The 25,300-nt window shown below is 72.4% G+C and carries 25 protein-coding genes and 1 riboswitch; of the genes, 17 read left to right on the forward strand and 8 right to left on the reverse strand.

Annotation, left to right across the window (positions count from 1 at the left end; translation table 11 throughout):
* The first annotated feature begins 48 nt into the window (after positions 1–48).
* Positions 49–603, forward strand: a complete 555-nt coding sequence (locus tag ACIPW5_RS19785; RefSeq protein ID WP_401246352.1) for an NADAR family protein — start codon at positions 49–51, stop codon at positions 601–603.
* Positions 600–1,013 carry an NUDIX domain-containing protein gene (locus tag ACIPW5_RS19790; protein WP_401246354.1) on the forward strand — a complete coding sequence of 138 codons (414 nt, stop codon included), beginning with the start codon at positions 600–602 and terminating at the stop codon, positions 1,011–1,013. Before ACIPW5_RS19785 ends, ACIPW5_RS19790 begins: the two co-directional genes overlap by 4 nt.
* 25 nt (positions 1,014–1,038) lie before the next feature.
* Here ACIPW5_RS19790 and ACIPW5_RS19795 read toward each other — a convergent pair whose 3' ends face one another.
* Complete coding sequence (locus tag ACIPW5_RS19795) at positions 1,039–1,770, reverse strand: DUF4190 domain-containing protein (protein WP_401246357.1); 732 nt, start codon at positions 1,768–1,770, stop codon at positions 1,039–1,041.
* A 110-nt stretch (positions 1,771–1,880) separates the two neighbouring features.
* Between ACIPW5_RS19795 and ACIPW5_RS19800 the strand changes: the two genes are divergently transcribed.
* The 5 genes from ACIPW5_RS19800 (at position 1,881) to ACIPW5_RS19820 (ending at position 6,846) form a co-directional block, all read left to right on the forward strand.
* Positions 1,881–2,906, forward strand: coding sequence for an adenosine deaminase (locus tag ACIPW5_RS19800; RefSeq protein ID WP_401246360.1), 1,026 nt, complete (start codon positions 1,881–1,883; stop codon positions 2,904–2,906).
* Between the two features lie 28 nt (positions 2,907–2,934).
* On the forward strand, positions 2,935–3,633 hold the full coding sequence (locus ACIPW5_RS19805; RefSeq protein ID WP_401246363.1) for a glycerophosphodiester phosphodiesterase: 699 nt from the start codon (positions 2,935–2,937) through the stop codon (positions 3,631–3,633).
* Positions 3,633–4,802 carry a sensor histidine kinase gene (locus ACIPW5_RS19810; RefSeq protein WP_401246713.1) on the forward strand — a complete coding sequence of 390 codons (1,170 nt, stop codon included), beginning with the start codon at positions 3,633–3,635 and terminating at the stop codon, positions 4,800–4,802. Before ACIPW5_RS19805 ends, ACIPW5_RS19810 begins: the two co-directional genes overlap by 1 nt.
* Positions 4,799–5,500, forward strand: coding sequence for a response regulator (locus tag ACIPW5_RS19815; protein ID WP_401246366.1), 702 nt, complete (start codon positions 4,799–4,801; stop codon positions 5,498–5,500). Before ACIPW5_RS19810 ends, ACIPW5_RS19815 begins: the two co-directional genes overlap by 4 nt.
* 149 nt (positions 5,501–5,649) lie before the next feature.
* The gene (locus ACIPW5_RS19820; RefSeq protein WP_401246369.1) at positions 5,650–6,846 is read left to right on the forward strand and encodes a serine hydrolase domain-containing protein; all 1,197 of its coding nucleotides are present in this window, start codon (positions 5,650–5,652) and stop codon (positions 6,844–6,846) included.
* Here ACIPW5_RS19820 and ACIPW5_RS19825 read toward each other — a convergent pair.
* The 3 genes from ACIPW5_RS19825 to ACIPW5_RS19835 all read right to left on the reverse strand — a co-directional run bounded on the left by ACIPW5_RS19825 (position 6,813) and on the right by ACIPW5_RS19835 (position 10,137).
* Positions 6,813–7,331 carry a hypothetical protein gene (locus ACIPW5_RS19825; protein WP_401246372.1) on the reverse strand — a complete coding sequence of 173 codons (519 nt, stop codon included), beginning with the start codon at positions 7,329–7,331 and terminating at the stop codon, positions 6,813–6,815. The two genes, ACIPW5_RS19820 and ACIPW5_RS19825, sit on opposite strands and share 34 nt — an antisense overlap.
* Before the next feature lie 78 nt (positions 7,332–7,409).
* Entirely contained in the window at positions 7,410–8,585 is a 1,176-nt protein-coding gene (locus ACIPW5_RS19830; RefSeq protein ID WP_401246374.1) for a spermidine/putrescine ABC transporter substrate-binding protein, read from the reverse strand.
* 112 nt (positions 8,586–8,697) lie between these two features.
* Complete coding sequence (locus tag ACIPW5_RS19835; RefSeq protein ID WP_401246377.1) at positions 8,698–10,137, reverse strand: gamma-aminobutyraldehyde dehydrogenase; 1,440 nt, start codon at positions 10,135–10,137, stop codon at positions 8,698–8,700.
* A 170-nt stretch (positions 10,138–10,307) separates the two neighbouring features.
* Between ACIPW5_RS19835 and ACIPW5_RS19840 the strand changes: the two genes are divergently transcribed.
* The 10 genes from ACIPW5_RS19840 (at position 10,308) to ACIPW5_RS19885 (ending at position 20,025) form a co-directional block, all read left to right on the forward strand.
* Positions 10,308–10,811 carry an Lrp/AsnC family transcriptional regulator gene (locus tag ACIPW5_RS19840; RefSeq protein ID WP_266605461.1) on the forward strand — a complete coding sequence of 168 codons (504 nt, stop codon included), beginning with the start codon at positions 10,308–10,310 and terminating at the stop codon, positions 10,809–10,811.
* A gap of 3 nt (positions 10,812–10,814) precedes the next feature.
* Complete coding sequence (locus ACIPW5_RS19845) at positions 10,815–12,176, forward strand: aspartate aminotransferase family protein (RefSeq protein ID WP_007266858.1); 1,362 nt, start codon at positions 10,815–10,817, stop codon at positions 12,174–12,176.
* Between the two features lie 163 nt (positions 12,177–12,339).
* Positions 12,340–13,116, forward strand: coding sequence for an ABC transporter ATP-binding protein (locus ACIPW5_RS19850; RefSeq protein ID WP_401246382.1), 777 nt, complete (start codon positions 12,340–12,342; stop codon positions 13,114–13,116).
* Positions 13,098–14,180, forward strand: a complete 1,083-nt coding sequence (locus tag ACIPW5_RS19855) for a hypothetical protein (RefSeq protein ID WP_401246385.1) — start codon at positions 13,098–13,100, stop codon at positions 14,178–14,180. Before ACIPW5_RS19850 ends, ACIPW5_RS19855 begins: the two co-directional genes overlap by 19 nt.
* A 26-nt stretch (positions 14,181–14,206) precedes the next feature.
* Complete coding sequence (locus tag ACIPW5_RS19860; RefSeq protein WP_401246388.1) at positions 14,207–15,298, forward strand: LOG family protein; 1,092 nt, start codon at positions 14,207–14,209, stop codon at positions 15,296–15,298.
* A 116-nt stretch (positions 15,299–15,414) separates the two neighbouring features.
* On the forward strand, positions 15,415–16,320 hold the full coding sequence (locus ACIPW5_RS19865) for a hypothetical protein (RefSeq protein ID WP_401246391.1): 906 nt from the start codon (positions 15,415–15,417) through the stop codon (positions 16,318–16,320).
* A 93-nt stretch (positions 16,321–16,413) separates the two neighbouring features.
* Positions 16,414–17,031, forward strand: a complete 618-nt coding sequence (locus tag ACIPW5_RS19870; RefSeq protein WP_401246394.1) for a hypothetical protein — start codon at positions 16,414–16,416, stop codon at positions 17,029–17,031.
* A gap of 113 nt (positions 17,032–17,144) precedes the next feature.
* On the forward strand, positions 17,145–17,375 hold the full coding sequence (locus ACIPW5_RS19875) for a ferredoxin (RefSeq protein WP_401246396.1): 231 nt from the start codon (positions 17,145–17,147) through the stop codon (positions 17,373–17,375).
* Positions 17,365–18,759: an NAD(P)/FAD-dependent oxidoreductase gene (locus ACIPW5_RS19880; protein WP_401246399.1), complete on the forward strand. Its 1,395-nt coding sequence runs from the start codon at positions 17,365–17,367 to the stop codon at positions 18,757–18,759. Before ACIPW5_RS19875 ends, ACIPW5_RS19880 begins: the two co-directional genes overlap by 11 nt.
* 15 nt (positions 18,760–18,774) lie before the next feature.
* Entirely contained in the window at positions 18,775–20,025 is a 1,251-nt protein-coding gene (locus tag ACIPW5_RS19885) for a cytochrome P450 (protein WP_401246402.1), read from the forward strand.
* Here the strand turns inward: ACIPW5_RS19885 and ACIPW5_RS19890 are convergent.
* The 4 genes from ACIPW5_RS19890 to rlmN form a co-directional block, all read right to left on the reverse strand.
* Entirely contained in the window at positions 20,022–21,050 is a 1,029-nt protein-coding gene (locus ACIPW5_RS19890; RefSeq protein WP_401246405.1) for an ABC transporter ATP-binding protein, read from the reverse strand. The genes ACIPW5_RS19885 and ACIPW5_RS19890 overlap by 4 nt on opposite strands.
* Positions 21,050–22,666, reverse strand: coding sequence for an ABC transporter permease (locus tag ACIPW5_RS19895; protein WP_401246408.1), 1,617 nt, complete (start codon positions 22,664–22,666; stop codon positions 21,050–21,052). The genes ACIPW5_RS19890 and ACIPW5_RS19895 overlap by 1 nt, the downstream gene beginning before the upstream one ends.
* A 50-nt stretch (positions 22,667–22,716) precedes the next feature.
* Positions 22,717–23,817, reverse strand: a complete 1,101-nt coding sequence (locus ACIPW5_RS19900) for a thiamine ABC transporter substrate binding subunit (RefSeq protein ID WP_401246411.1) — start codon at positions 23,815–23,817, stop codon at positions 22,717–22,719.
* Positions 23,818–23,901: 84 nt separating this feature from the next.
* Positions 23,902–24,011: riboswitch (TPP riboswitch) on the reverse strand.
* 59 nt (positions 24,012–24,070) lie between these two features.
* Positions 24,071–25,186: a 23S rRNA (adenine(2503)-C(2))-methyltransferase RlmN gene (gene rlmN, locus ACIPW5_RS19905; protein ID WP_401246414.1), complete on the reverse strand. Its 1,116-nt coding sequence runs from the start codon at positions 25,184–25,186 to the stop codon at positions 24,071–24,073.
* Between the last annotated feature and the right edge of the window lie 114 nt (positions 25,187–25,300).

Raw genomic sequence — 25,300 nt, forward strand, 5'->3', positions numbered from 1 at the left:
TCCAAAATCCCGTACGAAGTGTCAGTGGTGGCTGCAAGACTCGCGTGCATGGAGATGATCGACAAGTTGATCGAGCAGGTCAGCCGCGGTGAGCGGGTGAAGTACCTGCCCTTCTGGGGACACCGGCCGCAGCCGGACGGCCGTCTCGGACCGAGCTGCCTCAGCCAGTGGTGGCCTTCGCCCTTCACTGTCGGTGACGTCCGGTACGCCACGGCGGAGCACTGGATGATGGCCGGAAAGGCGCGCCTGTTCGATGACGCCGAGGCCGAGCGCGCCGCGCTGGGGGCGAGTAGTCCGGCGGCGGCCAAGAAGGCCGGGCGGCTGGTGCGCCGGTTCGACGAGGAGGTCTGGCGGCGGGAGCGGTTCGCGCTGGTCGTGGCGGGCAGCGTGCACAAGTTCGGCTCCGACCCGGCGCTGCGCTCCTACCTGCTGGGCACGGGACCGCGGGTGCTGGTCGAGGCGAGCCCGGTGGACCGGATCTGGGGCATTGGACTCGCCGCGGACGACGAGCGGGCGCTGCGGCCGGAGGCCTGGCGCGGCCTGAACCTGCTGGGCTTCGCCCTGATGGAGGCCCGGGAGCGGCTGCGCGAGGAGCAGGCGTGACCGGGCGGCGCCGGGTGGCGGCGGTCATCGTGCGCGACGGCGCCGTGCTGATGGTGCGCGAGCGCCACCGGGGACCGTCCGGGCTCCACGACGGGGCCGAGTACTGGACCCTGCCGGGCGGCGGGGTGGAACCCGGGGAGGACCTGGAGGCGGCGGTCCGGCGCGAGGTGGCCGAGGAGACGGGGCTGACCCCCCTGGAAGTGCAGTACGCGTACGAGGCGCCCTACCCCTCCGGGTGGACCGTCTGCTTCCGGGTGGAGGTCGCGCCCGGCGAGCCCGTGCTGGGGGTGGACGGGGACCTGGACTGCGCGTGCCCCCGGATGGTGGGGCTGACCTGGGTGCCGGTCCCCCGGGCCGCCCCGGACGGGCCCTGGATGGTCCCCACCCTGCTGTCGGCCGCCCCGCTCTGACCGCGCCGGCCCGGGGGCGCGCCGCTCAGACCCGCTCGCGCTCCGTGTCCACCTGGGAGACGGAGGACGGGGAGTCGCTGCCGCCGTCCGAGTCGTCGATCTCGGGGACGAGGAAGATGATCAGGGTCATGCCTATGCCGAGGACCGTGCCGACCCCGCCGAGGATCGCGCCGGCCAGGGCCACGCCGCCGTTGGTGGCCTCGCCCCGGTTGGCCTTGCCCCTGCCCAGCACGCCGAAGACGACCGCGGCGATGCCGAGGGCGATGGCGCCGAACAGCGTGGCGCAGGCGAGCACCGAGAGGATGCCGAGGACGAGGGCGGTGATCCCGAAGCCGTTGTTCGCGGGCGGCGCCGCGTAGGGGTACGGGTACGGGTACCCCGGCTGTCCCGGGTAGCCGGGGTGGGCCGGGTAGCCGGGCTGACCCGGGTATCCGGGGTATCCGGGGTATCCGGCCTGGCCCGGGGGGACCGGCGGGCCGGGGTAGGCGTACCCGCCGGGAGCCGGCTGCGCCGGGTACCCGTACGCGGAACCGGGGGCCGGGGGCTGCGGGTACGGCGGGGCGGCCGGCGCGGCGGGCTGGGGCGGGGGCGGGTACCCGGACGGGGCGGGCGCGGCGGGCGTCCCGGGCAGGCCCACGACCGTCGGCTGCTCGTGCACCGGCGGGGTCGGCCGGTCCCCCTGCGGCTTCCCCAGGTCCGTCGCCGGCCGCTCGGGCGGCGCCCACGGGTCCCTCGGCTCAGGGCTGTGGTCGGTCATGCGGCGCCCCCCTCTCTCGTACGGCCATGCTAAGCGCTGCCACCGACACGGCCCGGTCCTGCCTACGATGAAGCCGACCCGCCCGCACCCGTGTCCCTCCGGAGGCCCCCATGCCCGACCTGCACCCCTTCATCGCGGGGCTGCCCAAGGCCGAACTCCACGTCCACCACGTCGGCTCGGCGTCCCCCCGCATCGTGGCCGAACTGGCCTCCCGCCACCCCGACTCGAAGGTCCCCACCGACCCCGACGCGCTGGCCGACTACTTCACCTTCACCGACTTCGCCCACTTCATCGAGGTCTACCTGTCGGTCGTCGACCTCGTCCGCACCCCGGACGACGTGCGGACGCTGACCTTCGAAGTCGCCCGCGACATGGCCCGGCAGAACATCCGCTACGCCGAACTGACCATCACCCCCTACTCCTCGACCCGCCGCGGCATCGACGAGAAGGCCTTCATGGAGGCCATCGAGGACGCCCGCAAGGCCGCCGAGACCGAGCTCGGCGTCATCCTGCGCTGGTGCTTCGACATCCCCGGCGAGGCCGGTCTGGAGGCCGCCGAGGAGACCGCCCGCCTGGCGGTCGACCTGCGCCCCGAGGGCCTGGTCTCCTTCGGCCTCGGCGGCCCCGAGATCGGCGTGCCGCGCCCGCAGTTCAAGCCGTACTTCGACCGGGCGCGCGCCGCCGGCCTGCACAGCGTGCCGCACGCCGGCGAGACCACCGGGCCGGAGACCGTCTGGGACGCCGTTCGGGAGCTGGGCGCCGAGCGCATCGGCCACGGCACCAGCTCCACCCGGGACCCGGAGCTGCTGAAGTACCTCGCGGAGCACCGGATCGCGCTGGAGGTCTGCCCGACCTCCAACATCGCCACCCGCGCGGTGACCGACCTCGAACAGCACCCCGTCAAGGAGATGGTCGCGGCGGGCGTGCTCGTCACCATCAACAGCGACGACCCGCCGATGTTCGGCACCGACCTCAACAACGAGTACGCGGTCGCCGCCCGCCTCCTCGACCTCGACGAGCGCGGTCTCGCACAGCTCGCCAAGAACGCCGTCGAGGCCTCCTTCCTGGATGAGGCGGGCAAGGCGCGGCTCACGGCGGAGATCGACGCGTACACCGCCGAATGGCTCGCCCGCTGACTCCCCTTGATCGCCGGCGCCCCCGAGAATGGGGCGCATGAGCAATCTGACTGCAGTCGGCCACCGCGGCGATCCCTACCGCTTCCGCGAGAACACCCTCGCCTCCGTCCGCTCCGCGTTCGCGCGCGGAGCGGACGCGGTGGAGATCGACGTACGGCTGACCCGTGACGGGGTCCCGGTCCTGCTCCACGACGAGACGCTGGAGCGGCTGTGGGGGCACGCCGTACGGCTCGACGACGTCACCGCCCCGCAGTTGAAGGAGCTGACGGACGGCCGGGTCCCGACCCTGCGCGAGGCGCTGATGGAGGCCGGGGCCGGCCGGCTGATGATCGACCTGCCGGGTGCCTCGTACGAGGCCGTGCGGACCGTCGTCGACCTGGTGCGCGAGTGCGGGGCGCGCGACCGCGCGTACTACTGTGCCGGGCCCGGCACCATGCTCGCGGTCCGGGCCGCCGACCCGGGCGCGGAGATCGCGCTGACCTGGACCACCCTCTCGCCGCCGCGCCGCGTGCTGATCGACGCGGTGAAGCCGCGCTGGCTCAACTACCGCTTCGGGCTGGTCACCCGGGAGCTGACGGACGCCCTGCACCGGGACGGGCTGCTGGTGTCGGCCTGGACCCCGGACACCCGGCGGTCGATGCGCGCCGTCCTCCGGGCCGGCGCGGACTCCGTCACCACCAACAGGCTCGACGCGCTGGCCTCCGTACGGGCCGCGCTCGGGCGGTGATGCGGGGAATGCCCGGACGCCTGCGCGGATGGGTCCTGCGGGCCGATCCGCGCCGGCGGGACGTGGGGCTGACGCTGCTGGTGCAGGTGGCGACGTCCATCCCCTTCGTGGTGCCCCGCGACCCGGCGGACCCGCCGGCCACCTGGGCGGCGTACCTGGTCACGACGCTGGGCAACGTGCCGCTGGTGTGGCGGAGCCGGGCGCCCGTGACGGCGCTCCTCGGGGTGGTCGCGGCCGGTTCGGCCTACCAGCTGGCCCTGGACGGCCCCGGGCAGCCGCTGCCGTACGCCGCGCTGGTCTGCGTCTACTCGATCGCGCTCCTGGGCGCCTCGCGGGTGCGGCTGGTCGTCGGGACGGCCCTGATCGCGGTGATCGCCGTGTCCGTCGCGTTCAACACCGGTACGGCCAGGGAGCTGCTGTTCGCGCTGTTCGTGTTCGGGGCGGCGTTCGCCCTCGGGCGGCTCCAGGCCGTCCGGCAGGCCTACACGGAGGCGGCCCTGGACCGGGCCGCGCAGCTGGAGCGGGCGAACCGGATCGAGGCGGAGCAGGCGGCCGCGCGCGAACGGGCGCGCATCGCGCGGGAGATGCACGACATCCTCTCGCACGCCGTCAGCATCATGATCGTGCAGGCGGAGGCCGGTCCGGTGGCCGTGCGGCGGGCTCCGGAGCGGGCGGAGGCGGCCTTCGAGGCGATCGCCGAGACGGGCCGGGACGCGATGGCGCAGCTGCGGACGATCCTGGGCGTGCTGCGAGCGGAGGAGGCCGCTCCGCGTGCTCCCCAGCCGGGGATCGGGGCACTGCCGGCGCTGGTGGACCGGGTGCGGGCGAGTGGGCTCGCGGTGTCGTACGAGCGGACGGGCGAGGTGCGCGAGCTGCCGGCGGCGCTGGAGGCGACGGTGCACCGGGTGGTGCAGGAGGCGCTGACCAACGTGGTGAAGCACGCGGGGGCCTCGGCGGTGGACGTGCGCCTGGAGTACGGGGCCCAGGAGCTCGCGGTGCGGGTCACGGACGACGGACGGGGCCCGGCCGGCGGCGCTCCGGGCGGGCACGGCCTGATCGGGATCCGCGAGCGGGCGGCGGCGCACGGCGGGACGGCGTGGACCGGGCCCGGCGCGGGCGGGCGCGGTTTCACGGTGGTTGTAACCTCGCCGCTGGAGGTGGGGAAGTGACGATCCGTGTGGTGGTGGCCGACGACCAGGAGCTCGTGCGCAGCGGGTTCGCGATGATCCTGGACGTCCAGGAGGACATCGAGGTCGTGGCGGAGGTCGGGGACGGTGCGGCGGCGGTGTCGGCGGTCGAGCGGCTCGCTCCGGACGTGGCGCTGCTGGACGTGCGGATGCCGGTGCTGGACGGGATAGAGGCCTGCCGGGCGATCTCGGCGCGGAGCGCGTGCCGGACGGTGATGCTGACGACCTTCGACTCGGACGAGTACGTCTACGAGGCGCTGCACGCGGGGGCGAGCGGGTTCCTGCTGAAGGACGTGCGGCGGGACGACCTGGTGCACGCGGTGCGGGTGGTGGCGGCGGGCGAGTCGCTGCTGGCGCCGTCGGTGGCGCGGCGGGTGATCGAGGAGTACACGGCCGCGACGGCCCGGCCGGCCGTGCCGGACCCGCGTGCGGCGGAGCGGCTGGGTGTGCTGACGGCCCGCGAGCGGGAGACGCTGCTGCACCTGGGGCGGGGGCTGTCGAACGCGGAGATCGCGGAAGCGCTGGTGGTGAGCGAGCACACGGTGAAGTCGCACGTGGGGAACGTGCTGGCGAAGCTGGGGCTGCGGGACCGGATCCAGGCCGTGATCTGCGCGTACGAGACGGGTCTGATCGCGGCGGGTACGGAGGGTCCCTCGTGGGTTCCTCCCTCTGGAGAGTGAGGGGCGGCGTGTCGGCTCCCTCGCGCCGGTGAGTTGTCGTACCGCTGAAGACCACTCTTGTTGGTGATCCGCAACCACCCCTCTGACCTGGAGCATTGAGGTCATCGGGGGGCAGCGGGCCCCGCGGGTCGCACACAGGGGGAACCGTCATGAAGGCACGTACGCGCACGCTCGTCGCCGCCGCTCTGGTCCTGGGGGTCGTCGCCGGTCCGGTGGCCGCCGCCCAGGCCGCGCCGGCTCCCGCGCGGGTCTCGACGGGGGTGCCCGCCCCGGTCTTCACGACGCCGCCGAACGCGGCGGCGCTGGAGAAGGCGCTCGCGGGCGTCGGGGCGCGGAACGAGCACGCGACCGCGGCGCTGGTACGGGTGGGCGGTACGAGCGGCACCTGGCGGGGCTCTTCCGGTGTCGCGGACGTCCGCGGCGGGCGGGCGGCGGTGGAGGACGCCCGGTTCCGGGCCGGGTCGGTGACGAAGGCGTTCACGGCGGCGGTGGTGCTCCAGCTGGCGGCCGAGGGCAGGGTGGACCTGGACCGGCCGGTGCAGGACTACCTGCCGGGGCTGCTGCCCGGCTTCGAGCCGGTGAAGGTGCGGCAGCTGCTGAACTACACGAGCGGTCTGCGTTCCGCCGACGGCCCCGGGGACACCTTCGAGGCCGAGTACGCCCACCGCTTCGACGTGGTCGACCCGCACGCGCTGATCGCCAACGCGGTCGCGAAGGGGCCGGAGTTCAGGCCGGGCGAGAAGCAGCGGTACAGCAACATCCACTACACGGTGCTGGGCGTGCTGATCGAGAAGGTGACGGGGACGGCGTACGAGAAAGCCGTCGGGGACCGGATCCTCAGGCCGCTCGGCCTGCGCCACACCTCGTTCCCGGCCCGGACCCAGAACCGCATACCGGGTCCGTACAACCACGGCTACCAGGCGGTCACGGCAGCGGACGGGAGCCGCTCGCTGGTGGACGTGTCGGAGTGGAACTCCTCCTCCAACTGGGCCGCGGGGGACCTGATCTCGACCACGGCGGACCTGGAGCGCTTCACGGTGGCCCTGTTCGGCGGCAAGCTCGTCCCGAAGGCACAGCTGGAGGAGATGTTCACGGTGCCCGACGTCCCGGACGCCGCGAGCACGACCGGGGAGCGCGCGGTCCAGACGGCCGGCCTGAAGGAGTTCCCGCTTCCCGACGGTACGAAGCTGTACGGCAAGACGGGCTCGCGGCACGGCTACAGCACGGTCATCGGCGGCACCCGCGACCTGTCCCGCACGCTGGTCTATTCGGTGAACTCCACGAACGCCAAGGGGGACATGAACCCGGTGGCCTACGGCATCATCGGGGCGGCCTTCGCGCGGTAGCCGGCGCCCTCCGCGCCCTCCAGTGCCTCCAACGCCTCCAGGCGCTTGATCAGGCGGCGCAGAGCGATCAGGGGGAGGATGCCGAAGACCCCGAAGGACATGTCGATGACCGACCACCAGCCGGGGATCCCCCGGACCGGCGCGCTGAGGAGGGCGAGGGGGACGATGCCGACGCAGGCGACCATGCCGGCCTCGACGATCCAGATGTTGCGGACCGGGTCGCGGTGGACTCCGTAGAAGAACACGGCGATCACCAGGTGGGCGAAGGCGAGCCAGTCGGTGCCGTAGAGGAGGAAGGGGTACTCGGAGTCGGCCCGCTCCAGTCCGTCCCCCACCCGGCGCAGCCAGTCGTTGGAGACCAGCTCGTTGGCCCAGCGGAGCTCGGTGACCAGGGGGAATGCGGTGAGTCCACTGAGGACCAGGCAGACCAGGAACAGCACAAGCCAGTTACGGATCCGCCGCTGGAGGGCGCTTCTCTCGCTCATGGAAAGGAGCCTACCTACAGAACTGAACACGTTCAGCCAATTTCCTGAACATGTTCAGTTCCTATCGGGAGACCATGATCACAGTCCGACGATGGCGTTCCAGCGCTTGGCGAGGGAAGGGCGTTCGGCCGAGGAGATGTCCCGGGCCACCGCGAGGCGCCGGCGCATCGCGTCGTCGGGGAAGACCAGCGGGTTCTCCGCCAGCCGGGCGGTCTCCTCGTCCGACGAGGCGGCCAGCACCTCGCGGGCGGCGGGCACCGGGCAGACGTAGTTGACCGAGGCCGCCAGCTCCGCCGCCACCGCGGGGTCGTAGTAGTGGTCGACGAGGGCCTCGGCATTGGCCTTGTGCCGCGCGAGGTTGGGGACGAGCAGGCTCTCGGCCCACAGCTCGGCGCCCTCCTCGGGGACCACGAACTCGATGTCGGGGTTGTCGGCCCGGAGCTGGATGGCGTCGCCCGAGTAGGCCTGGCAGGCCAGGACGTCCCCCTTGCCCAGATCGGAGGTGTAGTCGTTGCCGGTGAAGCGGCGGATGTGCTTCTTGCGCACCAGGTCCTCGACCTGGTCGGCCATCCGGTGGAAGTCGGACTCGGTCCAGCGGGTGACGTCGGTGCCGTTGCCCTGCATCAGGAGGGCGAAGGACTCGTCGAGGCCCGAGAAGAGGGTCACCTTGCCCGCCAGGTCCGGGTGCCAGAGGTCCTTGACGGACTTGATCTCCCGGCCCAGCGCCCTGCGGTTGTAGGCGATGCCGGTGATCCCGGACTGCCAGGGGACGGTGTGCAGCCGCCCCTCGTCGAAGGCGGGCGAACGCAGCTGCGGGTCCAGGTACTTGGCGACGTTGGACTGCGCCGAGCGGTCCATCTTCTGGGCCCAGCCCAGGTGGACGAAGCGGGCGGCCATCCAGTCGCTGACCACGACCAGGTCGTGGCCGGTCGCCTGGTGGTTCATCAGGGCCGGGCTGACCTTGCCGAAGAACTCGTCGTTGTCGTTGATCTCCTCGGTGTAGCGGACCCGGATGCCGGTCCTGCGGGTGAACGCCTCCAGGGTCGGACGGCTCTCCTCGTCCTCGTCGTCGGTGTCGATGTAGAGCGGCCAGTTGGAGAAGGAGAGGGAGCGGTCGCGGTCCGAGAGGTCCCGGGCCTCGCGCCGGTCCTCCGGGACGTAGGCGGCGGGCACGCCGCAGCCGGCGAGGGCGGCGAGCAGACCGGCGGCACCGAGGCCGCGCAGCGCCGCGCGACGGGAGACGAGTGCAGACATGGTCAGAGCCTCGGGCAACGCGAAGGGGCGGGCAATAGACAAGATGTCTACTGCCCGCCCCGTCAGGACCCTTGGGTGATCAGTGCGCCGCCGACGCGGCGGCGGCCGCGGATCAGGCGTCGAGCGAGGTCATCACGTGCTTGATGCGGGTGTAGTCCTCGAAGCCGTAGGCGGAGAGGTCCTTGCCGTAGCCGGACTTCTTGAAGCCGCCGTGCGGCATCTCGGCGACGAGCGGGATGTGGGTGTTGATCCACACGCAGCCGAAGTCGAGGTTCTTGGACATGCGCATCGCGCGGGCGTGGTCCTTGGTCCACACGGAGGACGCGAGGGCGAAATCGACGCCGTTCGCGAACTCCAGGGCCTGGGCCTCGTCGGTGAAGGACTGGACGGTGATGACCGGGCCGAAGACCTCGTTCTGGATGATCTCGTCGTCCTGCTTCAGACCGGAGACGACGGTCGGGGCGTAGAAGTAGCCCTTCTCGCCGACGCGGTGGCCGCCCGCCTCGACCTTGGCATGGGCGGGGAGGCGGTCGACGAAGCCCGCCACCTGCGCCAGCTGGTTCGGGTTGTTCAGCGGGCCGTACAGCACGTCCTCGTCGTCCGGCTGACCGGTCTTGGTCTCCGCGGCGGCCTTGGCCAGCGCGGCCACGAACTCGTCGTGGATCGACTCGTGCACGAGCACGCGGGTGGCGGCCGTACAGTCCTGGCCGGCGTTGAAGTAGCCCGCGACCGCGATGTCCTCGACGGCCTTGGCCAGGTCGGCGTCCTCGAAGACCACGACGGGGGCCTTGCCGCCGAGCTCCAGGTGGACGCGCTTGACGTCCTTGGAGGCGCTCTCGGCGACCTGCATGCCGGCGCGCACCGAACCGGTGATGGAGGCCATCGCCGGGGTGGAGTGCTCGACCATGGCCTTGCCGGTCTCGCGGTCGCCGCAGACGACGTTGAAGACGCCCTTGGGGAGCACCGAGTCGATGATCTCGGCCATCAGGACGGTCGAGGCCGGGGTGGTGTCCGAGGGCTTGAGGACGACGGTGTTGCCCGCGGCGATCGCCGGGGCGAACTTCCACACGGCCATCATCATCGGGTAGTTCCACGGCGCCACCTGGGCGCAGACGCCGACCGGCTCACGGCGGATGATCGAGGTCATCCCGTCCATGTACTCGCCGGCCGAGCGGCCCTCCAGCAGGCGCGCGGCGCCCGCGAAGAAGCGGATCTGGTCCACCATCGGCGGGAGCTCCTCGCTGGCCGTCAGGCCCAGCGGCTTGCCGGTGTTCTCCGACTCGGCGGCGACCAGCTCGTCCGCGCGCGCCTCGAAGGCGTCCGCGATCTTCAGCAGCGCCTTCTGACGCTCCGACGGCGTGGTGTCACGCCAGCCCGGGAAGGCCGCCGCGGCGGCGGCCATGGCGGCGTCGACGTCGGCCTGGCCCGAGAGCGGGGCGGTGGCGTACACCTCGCCGGTCGCGGGGTTGACCACGTCGGTGGTCCGCCCGTCGGCGGCGTCCTTGAACTCCCCGCCGATGTAGTTGCGCAGACGACGCAGTTCGGTGGTCACTACAGCCACTCTCCTGATCACATGTCCAATGATTGAGACGACCTGTTAAGCCTAGCTCCTCCGGCGACGCTTTCGACAGAGCCAGACCCGGCCAACTACGAAATCCGTGCAATCGAAGACGCTTGGCAACGGATTTCATCGATTACGGGTTGCGGAACAGACGACTCCTCGTGCACAGTGAGCTCGTGGTCAGTCGAAGCGCAGATTCCAGGAACAGACAACCGTCCCCTTCGGTCGATGCTGTGTCCCTGGCGATCATCGAGCAACTGCAGGAGGACGGTCGCCGTCCGTATGCATCGATCGGCAAGGCCGTGGGCCTCTCCGAAGCGGCGGTGCGCCAGCGCGTGCAGAAGCTGCTCGACCAGGGCGTCATGCAGATCGTCGCCGTCACCGACCCGCTCACCGTGGGCCTGCGGCGCCAGGCGATGGTCGGCATCAACGTCGAGGGAGACCTCGACCCGGTGGCCGACGCACTGACCGCCATGGCCGAGTGCGAGTACGTCGTGATGACCGCGGGGTCGTTCGACCTGATGGTGGAGATCGTCTGCGAGGACGACGACCACCTGCTCGAAACGATCAACAAGAAGATCCGCACGCTCCCCGGCGTGCGATCAACCGAAAGCTTCGTTTATCTGAAGCTGAAGAAGCAGACCTACATGTGGGGAACTCGATAGCCCGTGAGCCAGGACCTCTCCAAAACCGCCTACGACCACCTGTGGATGCACTTCACCCGCATGTCGTCGTACGAGAACGCGCCCGTCCCCACCATCGTGCGGGGTGAGGGCACCTACATCTTCGACGACAAGGGCAAGCGCTACCTGGACGGTCTCGCCGGACTGTTCGTGGTCAACGCCGGTCACGGCCGCAAGGAGCTGGCCGAGGTCGCGTACAAGCAGGCCCAGGAGCTCGCGTTCTTCCCCGTGTGGTCGTACGCGCACCCCAAGGCCGTCGAGCTCGCCGAGCGCCTCGCCGACTACGCCCCGGGCGACCTGAACAAGGTCTTCTTCACCACCGGTGGCGGCGAGGCCGTCGAGACCGCCTGGAAGCTCGCCAAGCAGTACTTCAAGCTGCAGGGCAAGCACACCAAGTACAAGGTCATCTCGCGTGCGGTGGCCTACCACGGCACCCCGCAGGGCGCGCTGTCCATCACCGGCCTGCCGGCGCTGAAGGCCCCCTTCGAGCCGCTGGTCCCCGGCGCGCACAAGGTGCCGAACACCAACATCTACCGCGCCCCGATCCACGGCGACGACCCCGAGGCCTTCGGCCGCTGGGCCGCCGACCAGATCGAGCAGCAGATCCTCTTCGAGGGCCCCGACACCGTCGCGGCCGTCTTCCTGGAGCCCGTGCAGAACGCCGGCGGCTGCTTCCCGCCCCCGCCCGGGTACTTCCAGCGGGTCCGCGAGATCTGCGACACCTACGACGTGCTGCTCGTCTCCGACGAGACCATCTGCGCGTTCGGCCGCCTGGGCACGATGTTCGCCTGTGACAAGTTCGGCTACGTGCCGGACATGATCACCTGCGCCAAGGGCATGACCTCGGGCTACTCCCCGATCGGTGCCTGCATCGTCTCGGACCGCATCGCGGAGCCCTTCTACAAGGGCGACAACACCTTCCTGCACGGCTACACCTTCGGCGGACACCCCGTGTCCTCCGCGGTGGCCATCGCCAACCTCGACATCTTCGACAAGGAAGGCCTGAACCAGCACGTGCTGGACCAGGAGGGCAACTTCTTCAACACCCTGAAGAAGCTGCACGACCTCCCGATCGTCGGCGACGTCCGCGGCAACGGCTTCTTCTACGGCATCGAGCTCGTCAAGGACAAGGTCACCAAGGAGTCCTTCACGGACGAGGAGACCGAGCGCGTGCTCTACGGCTTCCTCTCCAAGGCTCTCTTCGACAACGGCCTGTACTGCCGGGCCGACGACCGTGGGGACCCGGTCATCCAGCTGGCCCCGCCGCTGATCGCCGACCAGGGCACCTTCGACGAGATCGAAGGCATCCTGCGCTCGGTGCTCACCGAGGCGTGGACCAAGCTCTAACCGGTCCCGGTTCCACCGGCCCGACCACACGGCCCGGATCCTCCGTTCGAGTAGAACGCGGGGGTCCGGGCCGTGTGCTGTCAGCTTTCACGACGTTCATCTCTTTACATCTCCTTGCGGCGCCAGTGACCGAAAGGGCTCCGCTTCGTTCCCCCGGACGGAGGTGTACGCCATGGTGGCTCCCCCGGACAAGGCCCGGCCCGACCAGGCCCCGCCGCAGGACGACCTGCTCTGGGCCCGGTCCCTGCACTACTCCCACGGAGGCTCCACCGGCCTGATCGGCGTCTCCGCCGGAGTCCGCCAGGCCGAGATCCTCGCCGTGACCGGCCCGCGCGGCTGCGGCAAGAGCACCCTGCTGCGCTGTCTGGCCGGGCAGCTCCTGCCCGAACAGGGCGAGGTCTGGTTCAACAGCGTCCCGGTCCACACCCTGGGCGCCGCCGCACGCGAGCGCCTGCGCCGCGACCGGTTCGCCTGGATCGGCCCCGAACCGCAGCTGCTCCCCGAGCTCAAGGTCTGGGAGAACGCCGCCCTCCCCCTGCTGATCGGCGGCACCCCGCACCGCACCGCCCGCCGGACCTCACTCGAATGGCTGGAGCGCCTCGACCTCGACCGCTTCGCCAAGAAGCGCCCCGGCGCCCTCAACCGCGCCGAGGCCCAGCGGGTCGCCCTGGCCCGCGCCCTGGTCGCGCAGCCCGCGGTGCTCTTCGCCGACGAGCCGGCCGCCGCACTGCACCGCGCCGAACGCGCCCTGCTGCTGCGCACCCTGACCAGCGCCGCCCGCTCCCACGGCATCACCGTCCTGCTGGCCACCCACGACGAGGAGACCGCGGCCGGCGCCGACCGCGCCCTGGCCCTGCTCGACGGCCGGCCGGCCGGCGCCGCGGCCGCCGCCTCCGCCCTCACCACGGAGGACCAGACCGCGTGCTCGCTCTCCGCCTAGTCCGCGGCTCCCGCCCCCTGCTCCAGCTGCGCCGGCTGCTGGTCGCCGCCGCCGCCTCCGGCACCGGGTTCCTCCTGCTGTACGTTCTCGCGGACGCGACCGCCCGGCCCGCCGGATCGTTCCCCCGGCTGCTGTGGGCGCTGGTCCCGCTCGCGGCCACCGCCCAGTTCGCGGTGGCCGTCGCCCGCACCGACCCCGCGACCCGGCCCCGGGACGGACTCGACGCCGCCGGGCTCGGACCCGTACGGCTCACCCTGGTCGCCGCCGTCTCCACCGCCGTCGCGTGCGCCCTCGGCAGCTCCCTCGCGCTGGCCGCCTTCCTCCACCTGCGGGGCGAGCTCTCCGGGCTGCCCTTCGACGGCGCCGGCGCCCGCCTGCTGCACGCGGACCGGCCCCTGCCGGTGGCCGCCGCCCTCACCCTGCTGGCCCTGGTCCCGCTGACGGCCGCCGCCGCCACCGCCCTCGCCCTGCGGCCCCGCCCGCCGCACGCCGGACTGGCCCCGCAGACCGGCGTGCCCTGGGGCGTCGCACTGGCCGCCTGCGGGCTCGCCGCCCTGGCGTACGCGCGGCCCGGCGGAGCCGGCGTACCGGCCGGCTGCGCGCTGATCGCGGTCGGACTGGCCCTCGCCGGTCCCGGACTGGCCTACGCCTGCGGGACCCTGGTGCAGGCCGTCCGGCCGGGGCTGCTGCGGCTGCTGGCCGGGCGCGGCCTCCAGGAGGAGGCACCCCGGCTGGGCCGGCCGCTCGGGGTGCTGGCCGCCGTCGGCGCCGCCGCGCTGACCGCCCTCGCCCCGCACGGCCGGGGCGGCTCCCTCGCCCCGCTCGGCCCGCTGACCGGCCCCGCCGCCGCCCTGGTGGCCCTGTGCGCGGCCGGGACCCTGCTCACCACGGCCGTCGAGTCCCGGCAGGCCCGCTCCGCCTCCCGGGAGGCGCTGGCCGGCCTCGGCACGCCGGGCACGGTGCTGCGTACGGCCGCCGCCGTACGGGCGGGCGTGCTGCTCGCGGCCGCCGCGGGGCTCGGCTGGGGTGTGGCGCAGCTGACGTCGCTGGCACTGACCCGCTGAGACGGCCAGCCCTTAGGGTGGGCCGAATGGTCAACGCAGACATCGAGATCGAGACGCTCGCCGAGTTCGACCGGGTCGTGGCCCGGGGCTCCCTGAGCGGCTACCGGATCCAGTCGGTCAACCTCCTGGAGCGGACCTTCGCCCTGCTGTCCGCCGACACCTCCGCGGCCGTCTTCCTGGGCTGCGCGATGGAACCCGACGCCTCGGCGAAGGTCCGCGCGGACGGGGCGCTCGTCTTCCCGCCGATACCGGACCTGCCGTTCAATCCGTACCGGGGTCTGCTGTACACGGCCGAGGAGCTCTTCACCGGTCTGGCCGAAGGCTACGAGACCACCCCGGACGCCGAGGCCTACGCCTGGTTCCAGGAGACCAAGTCCGACGGCGACGTCTTCTCCTCGATGCTCCGCTCCATTCACGACGACGCCGTCTCCGACGCCCTCGACGAACACCTCTCGGGTGCCCGCGTCATCGGCGTGATGGGCGGCCACGCCATGGCCCGGGGCGGTACGGACTACCGCGGCGCGGCGGAACTGGGCCGGACCCTGGCCCGGTCCGGACTGACCGTCGCCACCGGCGGCGGCCCCGGCGCGATGGAGGCCGCCAACCTCGGCGCCTACCTGGCGCCCGCTCCGGACGAGGCGCTGCCCGAGGCGCTGGAGCTGCTGGCGAAGGTGCCCTCCTTCACCCCGTCGGTCTCCGACTGGGCGCGCGCGGCCTTCACCGTGCGGGAGCGCTGGCCCAGCGGCGGGGACTCGGTCGGCATCCCCACCTGGTTCTACGGCCACGAGCCGCCGAACGCCTTCGCCGGGCAGATCGCCAAGTACTTCGCGAACGCCACCCGCGAGGACGGGCTGCTCGCCCGGTCCAACGCGGGCGTGGTCTTCCTGCCGGGCGCGGCGGGCACCGTGCAGGAGGTCTTCGACAACGCGACGCCGAACTACTACGAGTCGCGGTCCGAGCCGACCCCGATGGTCCTGGTCGGCCGCGCCCACTGGACCGAGCGGCTGCCCGTCTGGCCGCTGCTGCGGGCGCTGGCCTCGGGCCGGGCGATGGAGGCGCGGATCGCGCTGGTGGACTCGGTGGAAGAGGTCCCGGACGCGCTCGCCGCCATGGCCTGAGCCCCGGCAGGGCAAAGAACCGGTCAACGAACTCCCTTGCGGAGGCAACTTCCCGGCCCGTTATGACGTCTGGCAGAGGTACCGCCTTACCTGCCAGACGTTGAACGGAGCCTTCTGTGCTCATAGGCCTGCTGACCGCTGTCGCGGCGTCCATCTGCTACGGCACGGGCTCTGTCCTGCAAGCCGTGGGTTCACGCCGCGCCGCCCGGATGTCCCCGGCCGCCGCCGGTGTGACCGCCCACGGCGGACCGAACCTGGCCTCCACCGCCAAGGCCGCGATGACCTGGGAGTTCATCGTCGGCACCATCCTGGACTTCGTGGGCTTCGGACTGGGCGCGCTGGCGGCCCGCATGCTGCCCCTGTTCCTCTCCCAGACGGTGATCAGCGCCAACCTGGTGATCACCGCCGTGCTCAGCGTGAAGATGCTGGGCATCCGGCTGACCCGCAAGGAATGGACCTCGATCGGCGTCGTCTGCGCGGCGCTGGTGCTGCTGGCGACCGCCGCCGGCCACGAGGGCGACCACCACGCCCCCATGGCCACCCACTGGTGGCTGCTGGCCGTGACCCTGGTCATCATCGTCGGCGGCACGGTGGCCGTGCGCTTCCTCGGCGCCCGGGCCGCGATCCTCGCGGGCCTGCTGTCGGGTCTGGCCTTCGGCGCGCTGGGCGTCGGCGTGCGCATCCTCAACGGAGTGGACCCCTTCGACCCCTTCGCCCTCGCCACCGACCCGGCGCTGTACGCCATCCTCATCGCGGGCTTCGGCGGCATGTACCTGCACACGGTCGCCCTCCAGATCGGCTCGGTCAACGGCGCCACCGCCGCCCTGGTCGTCGGCGAGACCGTGCTCCCGGGCGCGATCGGCGTCCTGTGGCTCGGCGACGCCTCCCGCCCGGGCCTGGCCTGGCTCGCGGTGACCGGCTTCGTCCTGGCGGTCGCCGGCGCCGTCGCCGTCGCCTGGTACGGCAACCACGACGGGGCCGAGGAGCCCGCCGAGGAGCCCGTGCCGGCACCGGTGCACTGACCCGGCTCCGCGGCCCGGCGGACCGGGCCGCGGATTCACTCCCGTGGGGTCCCCCCGGTGGCGGGGGCCCGGCGGGTGCCGCCTGCTGAAGGCATGGAGTCCACCACCACGCGGATGCGCACGCCCCGGGCCGCAGGGACGGCCGGGCTCGTCTTCGCCGTACTGCTCGCGCTGGCGATCGTGCTGATGAGGCTCGCCATCCCCTCCGGGAACCCCTCCGACGCCCCGGTCGCCGAGGCCGACCGCTGGGCCGTCCGGCTGGCCCTGGAGATCGTCCCCTTCGCCGGGATCTTCTTCCTGTGGTTCATGGGGGCCCTGCGCTCCCACTCCGGCGACGGGGAGGACCGGTTCGTCTCGACGGTGTTCCTCGGCAGCGGCTACCTCTTCGTCGCCAGTCTCTTCGTCGCCGCCGCGGCCGCCGGCACGGTGCTCCAGGAGGCCCCCGCGCCGTCCGGGTTCGGCCGCCCCTTCGCGTACACCGTCCTCACGACCTACGCGATGCGCATGGCGGCCGTCTTCGTCTTCGTGACCTCGACCATCGGGCGCCGGCTCGGCGTCTTCCCGCGCCCGCTGGTCGCGCTCGGCCTCGCCACCGGACTGGTGCTGCTCCTCCTCGGCTCGGGCGTGCCCTGGGCGGAGCTGGTCTTCCCGTTCTGGGTGATGGTCGTCAGCGTCCACGTCCTGCGCACCAACCTGCGTCAGACGGCCTGATTCCGGGCCCTCCCCCTCCCGGCAGGCGCCATACGGGTCGCGCGCGCATGCTGGAGACCGGGAGGGTGTCGGGGGCGGTGGGGGTCAACAGGTCACGGAAAGGCTGATGCCCCATGAGGCTTGTCGTGGACCTCAACCGGTGCCAGGGGTACGCGCAGTGCGCGTTCCTCGCACCGGACGTCTTCGCCATGCACGGCGACGAGTCCCTGCTCTACGACCCGGAGCCCGACGAGGAGCACCGCGAGGACGTCGTCCGCGCCGTCCACGCCTGCCCCGTCCGGGCCATCCTGCTGGACGCGGTGAACGGGTCCCTGTCGACCACGGAGGCGCGTGGTGAGCGGTGACGCAGCCCTTGAGCGGCTCAAGCGCGAAGGACGCATCGTCGTCGTGGGGGCCTCCCTGGCCGGCCTGAGGGCCGCCGAGACCCTGCGCGAAAAGGGGTTCACGGGATCCCTGACGATGATCGGCGACGAACCCCACGAACCGTACGACCGGCCCCCGCTGTCCAAGCAGGTCCTGCTCGGCAAGGCGACCGCGGACCGCACGGCCCTCCCCCGCCGCCGGGACATCGACGCCAAGTGGCGGCTCGGCGTACCCGCCGCCGGTCTGGACATGGCGGCCCGCCGGGTCCGCCTCGCCGACGGGGACGAGGTGGAGTACGACCGGCTGCTGATCGCCACCGGCGTCCGCGCCCGGCCGTGGCCCAAGCCCGAGGAGGGAGCCCTCGACGGGGTCTTCGTCCTGCGCACCCGGGACGACGGCGCGGCCCTGGAACGCGCGCTCGCCGCCAAACCGGGCCGGGTGCTCGTCATCGGCGCCGGGTTCACCGGCTCCGAGATCGCCTCCGCCTGCCGGGAGCGCGGCCTGGCCGTCACCGTGGCGGAACGCGGAGACGGGCCCCTGGTCGGCGCGCTCGGCGGGGTGGTCGGCGCCGTCGCGGCCGACATGCACCGGGAGAACGGGGTGGACCTGCGCACCGGGATCATGGTGACCAGCCTGGAGGGCGACTCGTCCGGCAGGGTCCGCTCCGCACAGCTCTCCGACGGCACCCGGCTGGAGGCCGAGGTGGTCGTCGTCTCGCTCGGCGCCCAGCGCAACACCGAGTGGCTGGCCGGCTCCGGACTCGGCGCGGGCCCGCGCGGCATCGCCTGCGACGCCGGCTGCCGGGCCTTCGACATCTGGGGCATCGTCACCGACGACATCTACGTGGCCGGCGACGTGGCCCGCTCCCCGCACGCCCTCTTCGGCTACCAGTTCCTGTCCCTGGAGCACTGGGGCAACGCCGTCGCGCAGGCCGAGACGGCCGCGCACAACATGCTCAGCGAAAGCTCGCAGCGCCGCCCGCACGTCTGGGTCCCGGCCTTCTGGTCCTCCCAGTTCGGGGTGAACATCAAATCGGTCGGGGTCCCCTCGATGGGGACCGAGATCGTCATCACCCAGGGCTCGCGCGCCGAGCGCCGCTTCGTCGGCGTGTACGGCTACCAGGGCCGCGTCATCGGCGCCGTCACCTTCGACCAGTGCCGCTGGCTGGACTTCTACGAGCAGCAGATCGAGCAGACCGCGCCGTTCCCGCCGCCCTACTCGACGGTGGACCGCAGGCCCGAGGGGAACAGGCCGCTGGACGCGGACTTCCCCGACCCGTCGGTCCCCACGCACGGCCCGACCATCACCCTGAGCGGCTACTCACCGGCCGACCGGCGGATGACGTTCACGCCGGCGCACAACTGAGCACGAGGACCTCTCATGACTGAAGGCATCCTGCGGCAGATCCTCGACTACTCCAGCCGTGCCAACCCCTACCCCCTGTACGCGGAGCTCCGCGAGACACCGGTGTTCCACGACGGGACCGGCCCGTACGTCCTCAGCACGTACCACGAGATCAAGGGCCTGCTGCACGATCCGCGGATCAGCTCCGACGCCCGCAACCTGAGCTCGGCCGCCGGCGACCCGCTGGGCGAGGCGGGCGAGGACGACGGGGAGGGCGTCCTGCCGCCCTCCTTCCTGAAGCTGGACCCGCCCGACCACGACCGGCTGCGCCGGATGACGAACCGCCCGTTCGGGCCGCCGCACTCGCCGCGCCGCGTCGAGCAGATGCGCGGTGAGCTGGGCGGCATCGTCAACGGGCTGATCGACACGATCGTCAAGGAGGGCGACCCCGCGCGGATCGACCTGGTCGAGCAGTTCTCGTACCCGTTCCCGGTCACCGTGATCTGCCGGCTGCTCGGCGTACCCCCCGAGGACGAGGCACGCTTCCACGTCTGGGCCGACACCCTCGCCGCGAGCCTGGACCCGGATCCGGACGCCGATCCCGCCGAGCGGGCCGAGAAGACGAAGGGCGCCCGGATGGAGCTCGGCATGTACCTGGCCGGGCTGATCGAGGAGCGGCGCAAGAACCCCACCGGGGACATGCTCTCGGAGCTGGCGACCGCGCAGGGGCCGGACGGCAGCATGACCACGATGGAGGTGCTCAGCACCGCGGCCCTGCTGCTGATCGCGGGGCACGAGACCACCGTCAACCTGATCACGAACGGCATGCTCACCCTGCTGCGCCACCCGGAGCACCTGGCCCGGCTGCGCGCCGATCCGAACCTGGGCGTGCCGATCGTGGAGGAGCTGCTGCGCTACGAGCCGCCGGTGCAGCTGCTGCCGCAGCGCACCACGCTGTCCGACATCGACGTCGCGGGGGTGACCATCCCCAAGGGCTCCTCGCTCTGGCTGATCCTGGCCTCGGGGAACCGGGACCCGAAGCGGTTCGAGGACCCCGACCGGTTCGACCCGGACCGCGCGGACGTCCAGCACCTGGGCCTCGGCAGCGGCATCCACAGCTGCTTCGGCGCTCCACTGGCCCGGCTGGAGGGGGCGCTGGCCCTGAGCGAGCTGGCCCGCAGGCTGGAGAACCCCCGGCTGCTGGAGGACCCGCCGCCCTACCGGCAGAACGCGGTCCTGCGCGGCCCGCGCCACCTGCCGATCGCCTGCGACGGCATCCGGGACTAGGCCGTCTCTTCCGGCAGGACGACGACCTCCGACGGGCTGAACGCCACCGCGACCCGGTCCCCCACGGCCGGCGCGGTGGCCAGCTCGCATTCGGCGTCCAGCACGGGCCCCGACGCGGGCTTCAGCCGCAGGGCCACGTGCGTGCCGCGGAAGGTGCGGGACTCCACCACGCAGCCCAGCCCGGCCTCGCTCAGCACCACCCCGGCCGGCCGGACCAGCAGCCGCCGCTCCCCCTCGGGCGTGCCGGCCGGGACCGGCACCCTGCCCCACGCGGTGGCGGCGGCGGTACCCGCCACCGTGCCCGGGACCACGTTCTCGAAGCCGAGGAAGCGGGCCACGAACTCCGACGCGGGCCGCTGCCACACCTCCAGCGGGGTCCCGGCCTGCGCGATCCGCCCGTCCCGCATCACCACCACCCGGTCGGCCAGCGCGAAGGCCTCGCCCTGGTCGTGGGTGACGGCCAGGACGGTGGTGCCCAGCCGGGCGAACAGCCCCCGGAGCTCGACCACCAGCCGCTCGCGCAGCCCCCGGTCCAGCTGGCCCAGCGGCTCGTCCAGCATCAGCAGCCGCGGCGAGGGGGCCAGGGCCCGGGCGAGGGCCACCCGCTGCTGCTCCCCGCCGGACAGCGAGGAGACGGCCCGGCCCTGGGCCCCCGGGAGCCCGACCAGCTCCAGCAGCTCCGCGACCCGGGCCCCGTCGGAGCCCTTGGCGGAGCCGCGCACGCGCAGCCCGAAGGAGACGTTCCCGGCGACGTCCCGGTGCGGGAACAGCTGGTGGTCCTGGAACATCAGGCCCACCCCCCGCCGGTGCACCGGCACCCCGGTCTGGTCGGCCCCGCCGAGCAGCACCCGTCCCCCGGACACCGGCTGGAGCCCGGCCACCACCCGCAGCAGGGTGGACTTGCCGCTGCCGCTGGGGCCGAGCACGCACACGGTCTCGTGCTCGGCGACCTCCAGGTCGACCGCGTCCACGACCGCCCGGTCGCCGAAGCGGACCGTCACCCCTTCGAGCCGGAGCAGGGTCATCAGAACTCTCCCGAGGTCTTGTCGGGTCGCAGTCGCTCCAGCACCAGCAGGGACACCGCGCACACCAGCATCAGAATCGTGCTCAGGGCCATGGCCTGCCCGTAGTTCATCTCCCCGGCCCGCCCCAGCAGCCGTGCCACGGCCACCGGCAGCGTCGGGCGGTCCGGCCGGGCGATGAAGACGGTCGCGCCGAACTCGCCGAGCGAGACCGCGAAGGCGAAGCCCGCCGCGATCAGCAGCGCCCGCCGCACCAGCGGCAGGTCCACCTCCCGCCAGGCCCGCAGCGGCGAGGCCCCGAGCACGGCCGCCGCCTCGCGCAGCCGGCCGTCGACGGCCCGCAGCACCGGCAGCATGGTCCGTACGACGAAGGGCACCCCGACCAGCGCCTGCGCCAGCGGCACCAGGATCCACGAGGTCCGCAGGTCCAGCGGCGGCTCGTCCAGGGTGATCAGGAACCCGAAGCCCACCGTCACGGCGGACACCCCGAGCGGCAGCATCAGCAGCGCGTCGAAGCCCCGTACGAAGCGGCCCCCGCGCCGGGTGAGGGCGGCCGCCGCGAGCCCCCCGACCAGCAGGGCGATGGCGGTGGCGGCGAGCGCGTACTGGAGGGAGTTCCAGATCGCCTCCAGCGGCGGCACCAGAAACGTTCCGCCCCCGGCGCCCGCGTCCTGCAGCGCCCGGTAGAAGCCGAGGCCGTACCCGCCCGGCGCGTCGAAGGACCGCTCCACCAGCACCGCCAGCGGCGCCACGATCAGCAGGGCCACGGACAGCAGCACCCCGCCCAGCAGGGTCCGCTGCCCCCAGCCGTGCGGCGGCCGCGCGGTGCGGGCCGGGTCCACCAGCCGCAGCGCGGTCTCCCTGCGCCGCACGGTCCGGGCGTGCACGGCGAGGACGCCGGCGATCGCCGCGAACTGCACCATCGTCAGCACGGCGGCGGTCGGCAGGTCCAGCAGCTGCGCCGTCTGCCGGTAGACCTCCACCTCCAGGGTGGCGTACGCGGGCCCGCCGAGGATCTGCACGACGCCGAAGGAGCTGAACGTGAACAGGAACACCATCAGCGAGGCCGCGGCCACCGCCGGCCCGAGCGCGGGCAGCGTCACCCGCCGCCACGCCGCGAACCGCCCGGCGCCCAGCACCCGGGCGGCCTCCTCCTGGCGCGGGTCCAGCTGCGCCCACAGGCCGCCGACCGTCCGCACCACGACGGCGTAGTTGAAGAAGACGTGGGCGAGCAGGATCGCCCACACGGTGGTGTCGAGCCGGACGCCCCACAGCTCGTCGAGCAGCCCGCCCCGCCCGACCAGCGCCAGGAAGGCGCTGCCGACGACCACGGTCGGCAGCACGAAGGGGACGGTGACCAGCGCGCGCAGCAGCTGCTTGCCCGGGAACTCCAGGCGCGCGAAGACGTACGCGCCCGGCAGTGCGAGGAGCAGGGTGAGGGCGGTCGACGCGAGCGCCTGCCAGGTGGTGAACCACAGCACGCCGGCGATGTCGGGCCGGGCGAGGACCTCTCCGAACCGGCCGAACTGCCAGCCCTCGTCCGTCCTGAGCCCGCGGCCGACGATCGCGGCGACGGGATAGGCGAAGAACAGTCCGAAGAAGGCGAGCGGCACGGCCATCAGAGCGAGTCTGACGGCCGTGGCGCGCCCGCCCTCCGCGGGGAGGCGCTCTACTTCACGACGAGCGAGGACCACGTCTTGACCCACTGCTCACGGTTCTTGGCGATGGCCTCCGGAGTGACGTTCTCCGGCTTCTCGACCACGACGCCGTGCTTCGTGAACAGGTCGGGCAGCTTCGCGTCCTTGACGACCGGGTTCACGAACATCTGGAGCGGCATGTCCTCCTGGAACTTCTTGGAGACCAGGAAGTCGACCAGGGCCTTGCCGCCCTCCTCGTTCTTCGCGCCCTTGAGCAGGCCCGCGAACTCGATCTGGCGGAAGCAGGTGCCGGTGGCCACGCCCGTGGGCGCCTCGGCCGGCTGCGGCTCGCCGTAGAGGACCTCGACCGGCGGGCTGGAGGCGTAGGAGACGACCAGCGGGCGGTCGCCCTTGGCCTTCTTGCCGCCGGCGGAGCCGGAGAAGCGCTCGTTGTAGGCCTGCTCCCAGCCGTCGACGACCTCGACGCCGTTGGCCTTGAGCTTGCTCCAGTAGTCCTTCCAGCCCTCCTCGCCGTACTTGCCGACGGAGGCGAGGAGGAAGCCGAGGCCGGGCGAGGAGGTCGCGGCGTTCTCGGTGACCAGCAGGTTCTTGTACTCCGGCTTGACCAGGTCGTCCAGCGTCTGCGGCGGGGCGATCTTCTTGTCGGCGAAGTACGCCTTGTCGTAGTTGACGCAGATGTCGCCGGAGTCGACCGGGGTGACCCGGTGCTGCTTGTCGAGCACGAACTCGGGCTTCACCGTGTCCAGGCCCTTGGCCTCGTAGGGGGTGAAGACCCCGTTGTCGAGGGCGCGCGAGAGCAGGGTGTTGTCGACGCCGAAGAAGACGTCGCCGCGCGGGGAGCCCTTGGTGAGGATCTCCTGGTTGAGGGCGGAGCCGGCGTCGCCGGACTTCAGCACCTTCACGGTGTAGCCGCTCTGCTGCTCGAACTCCTTGAGGACCGTGTCGGTCACGTTGAAGGAGTCGTGGGAGACGAGCGTGACCGTCTTGGACTTCGGGGCGTCGGTCGCGCCCGCGGACGAGTCCTTGGCGTCGCCGCCGCCACAGGCGCTGAGCGTGGTGACGCCGAGCGCGGCCGCGAGCGCGGCGCCCGCGATCTTCTTGGTGGTGCTCACTGGTGATTCCTCCTGGGATGACCAGGAGAAGACGCGGCCCTGCCCGGCGCTCTGTGCGAGCGGACGCCGGGCAGGGCGCAACAGCTTGAGTGGTGACCGAACTTCCTACCCCGAATGACCGGGGCGAGGTTCAGAGGGTCTGCGGATGACGGATACCGCACTCTCAGCGCTGTGGCGCTCCCCTGTCGGAATATGCAATTGGTTCGGCCACAGGGTACCCCGTGGCCGATTCACCCCGGCCAGTGACCGGAATCTAGCGTTCCGATGCAGCGAGCTGGCCGCACGCGCCATCGATCTCCTGACCGCGGGTGTCACGGACGGTCACCGGCACGCCGTGGCGGGCGATCGCCTCGACGAAGGCCTTCTCGTCCTCGGGGCGCGAGGCGGTCCACTTCGAGCCCGGCGTCGGGTTCAGCGGGATCAGGTTGACGTGCACGCGCTTGCCCTTGAGCAGGCGGCCGAGCAGGTCGCCGCGCCAGGCCTGGTCGTTGATGTCGCGGATCAGGGCGTACTCGATGGAGATCCGGCGGCCGGACTTCTCCGCGTACTCCCAGGCCGCGTCGAGGACCTCGCGGACCTTCCAGCGGGTGTTCACCGGGACGAGGGTGTCGCGCAGCTCGTCGTCCGGGGCGTGCAGGGAGACCGCGAGGCGGCACTTGAAGCCCTCGTCGGCGAACCGCAGCATCGCGGGGACCAGGCCGACGGTGGAGACGGTGATGCCGCGCTGCGACAGGCCCAGGCCGTCGGGCTCCGGGTCGGTGAGGCGGCGAATGGCGCCGACGACGCGCTTGTAGTTCGCGAGCGGCTCGCCCATGCCCATGAAGACGATGTTGGACAGCCGGGCCGGGCCGCCGGGGACCTCGCCGTCGCGCAGGGCGCGCATGCCGTCGACGATCTGGTGCACGATCTCGGCGGTGGAGAGGTTGCGGTCCAGGCCCGCCTGGCCGGTGGCGCAGAACGGGCAGTTCATGCCGCAGCCGGCCTGCGAGGAGATGCACATGGTGACCCGGTCGGGGTAGCGCATCAGCACGGACTCGACGAGCGTGCCGTCGTGCAGCTTCCACAGGGTCTTGCGGGTGGTGTCGTTGTCGCAGCTGATGTGCCGCACGACGTTCATCAGCTCCGGCAGCAGCTCCTGCTGGAGCTTCTCGCGGGAGCCGGCCGGGATGTCGGTCCACTCGGCCGGGTCGTGCGCGTAGCGGGCGAAGTAGTGCTGGGAGAGCTGCTTGGCCCGGAACGGCTTCTCGCCGATCGCGGCCACCGCCTCGCGCCGCTCGGCCGGGGTGAGGTCGGCGAGGTGGCGGGGCGGCTTCTTCGCTCCGCGGGGCGCGACGAAGGTGAGCTCGCCCGGAACGGGACGGGGGGCCATGCGGTACTCCTCGGTACGACGGGGTGGGGGTCACCCCGCGCGTGCAGGGCCGGTCCGCGGCGACTCGGCCGCCGGACGGAAAGGGCGCGCCGCGTGGAACACGGCGCGCCCTCC

It is taken from the genome of Streptomyces sp. NPDC090077, assembly GCF_044747545.1.
GTDB lineage: Bacteria > Actinomycetota > Actinomycetes > Streptomycetales > Streptomycetaceae > Streptomyces.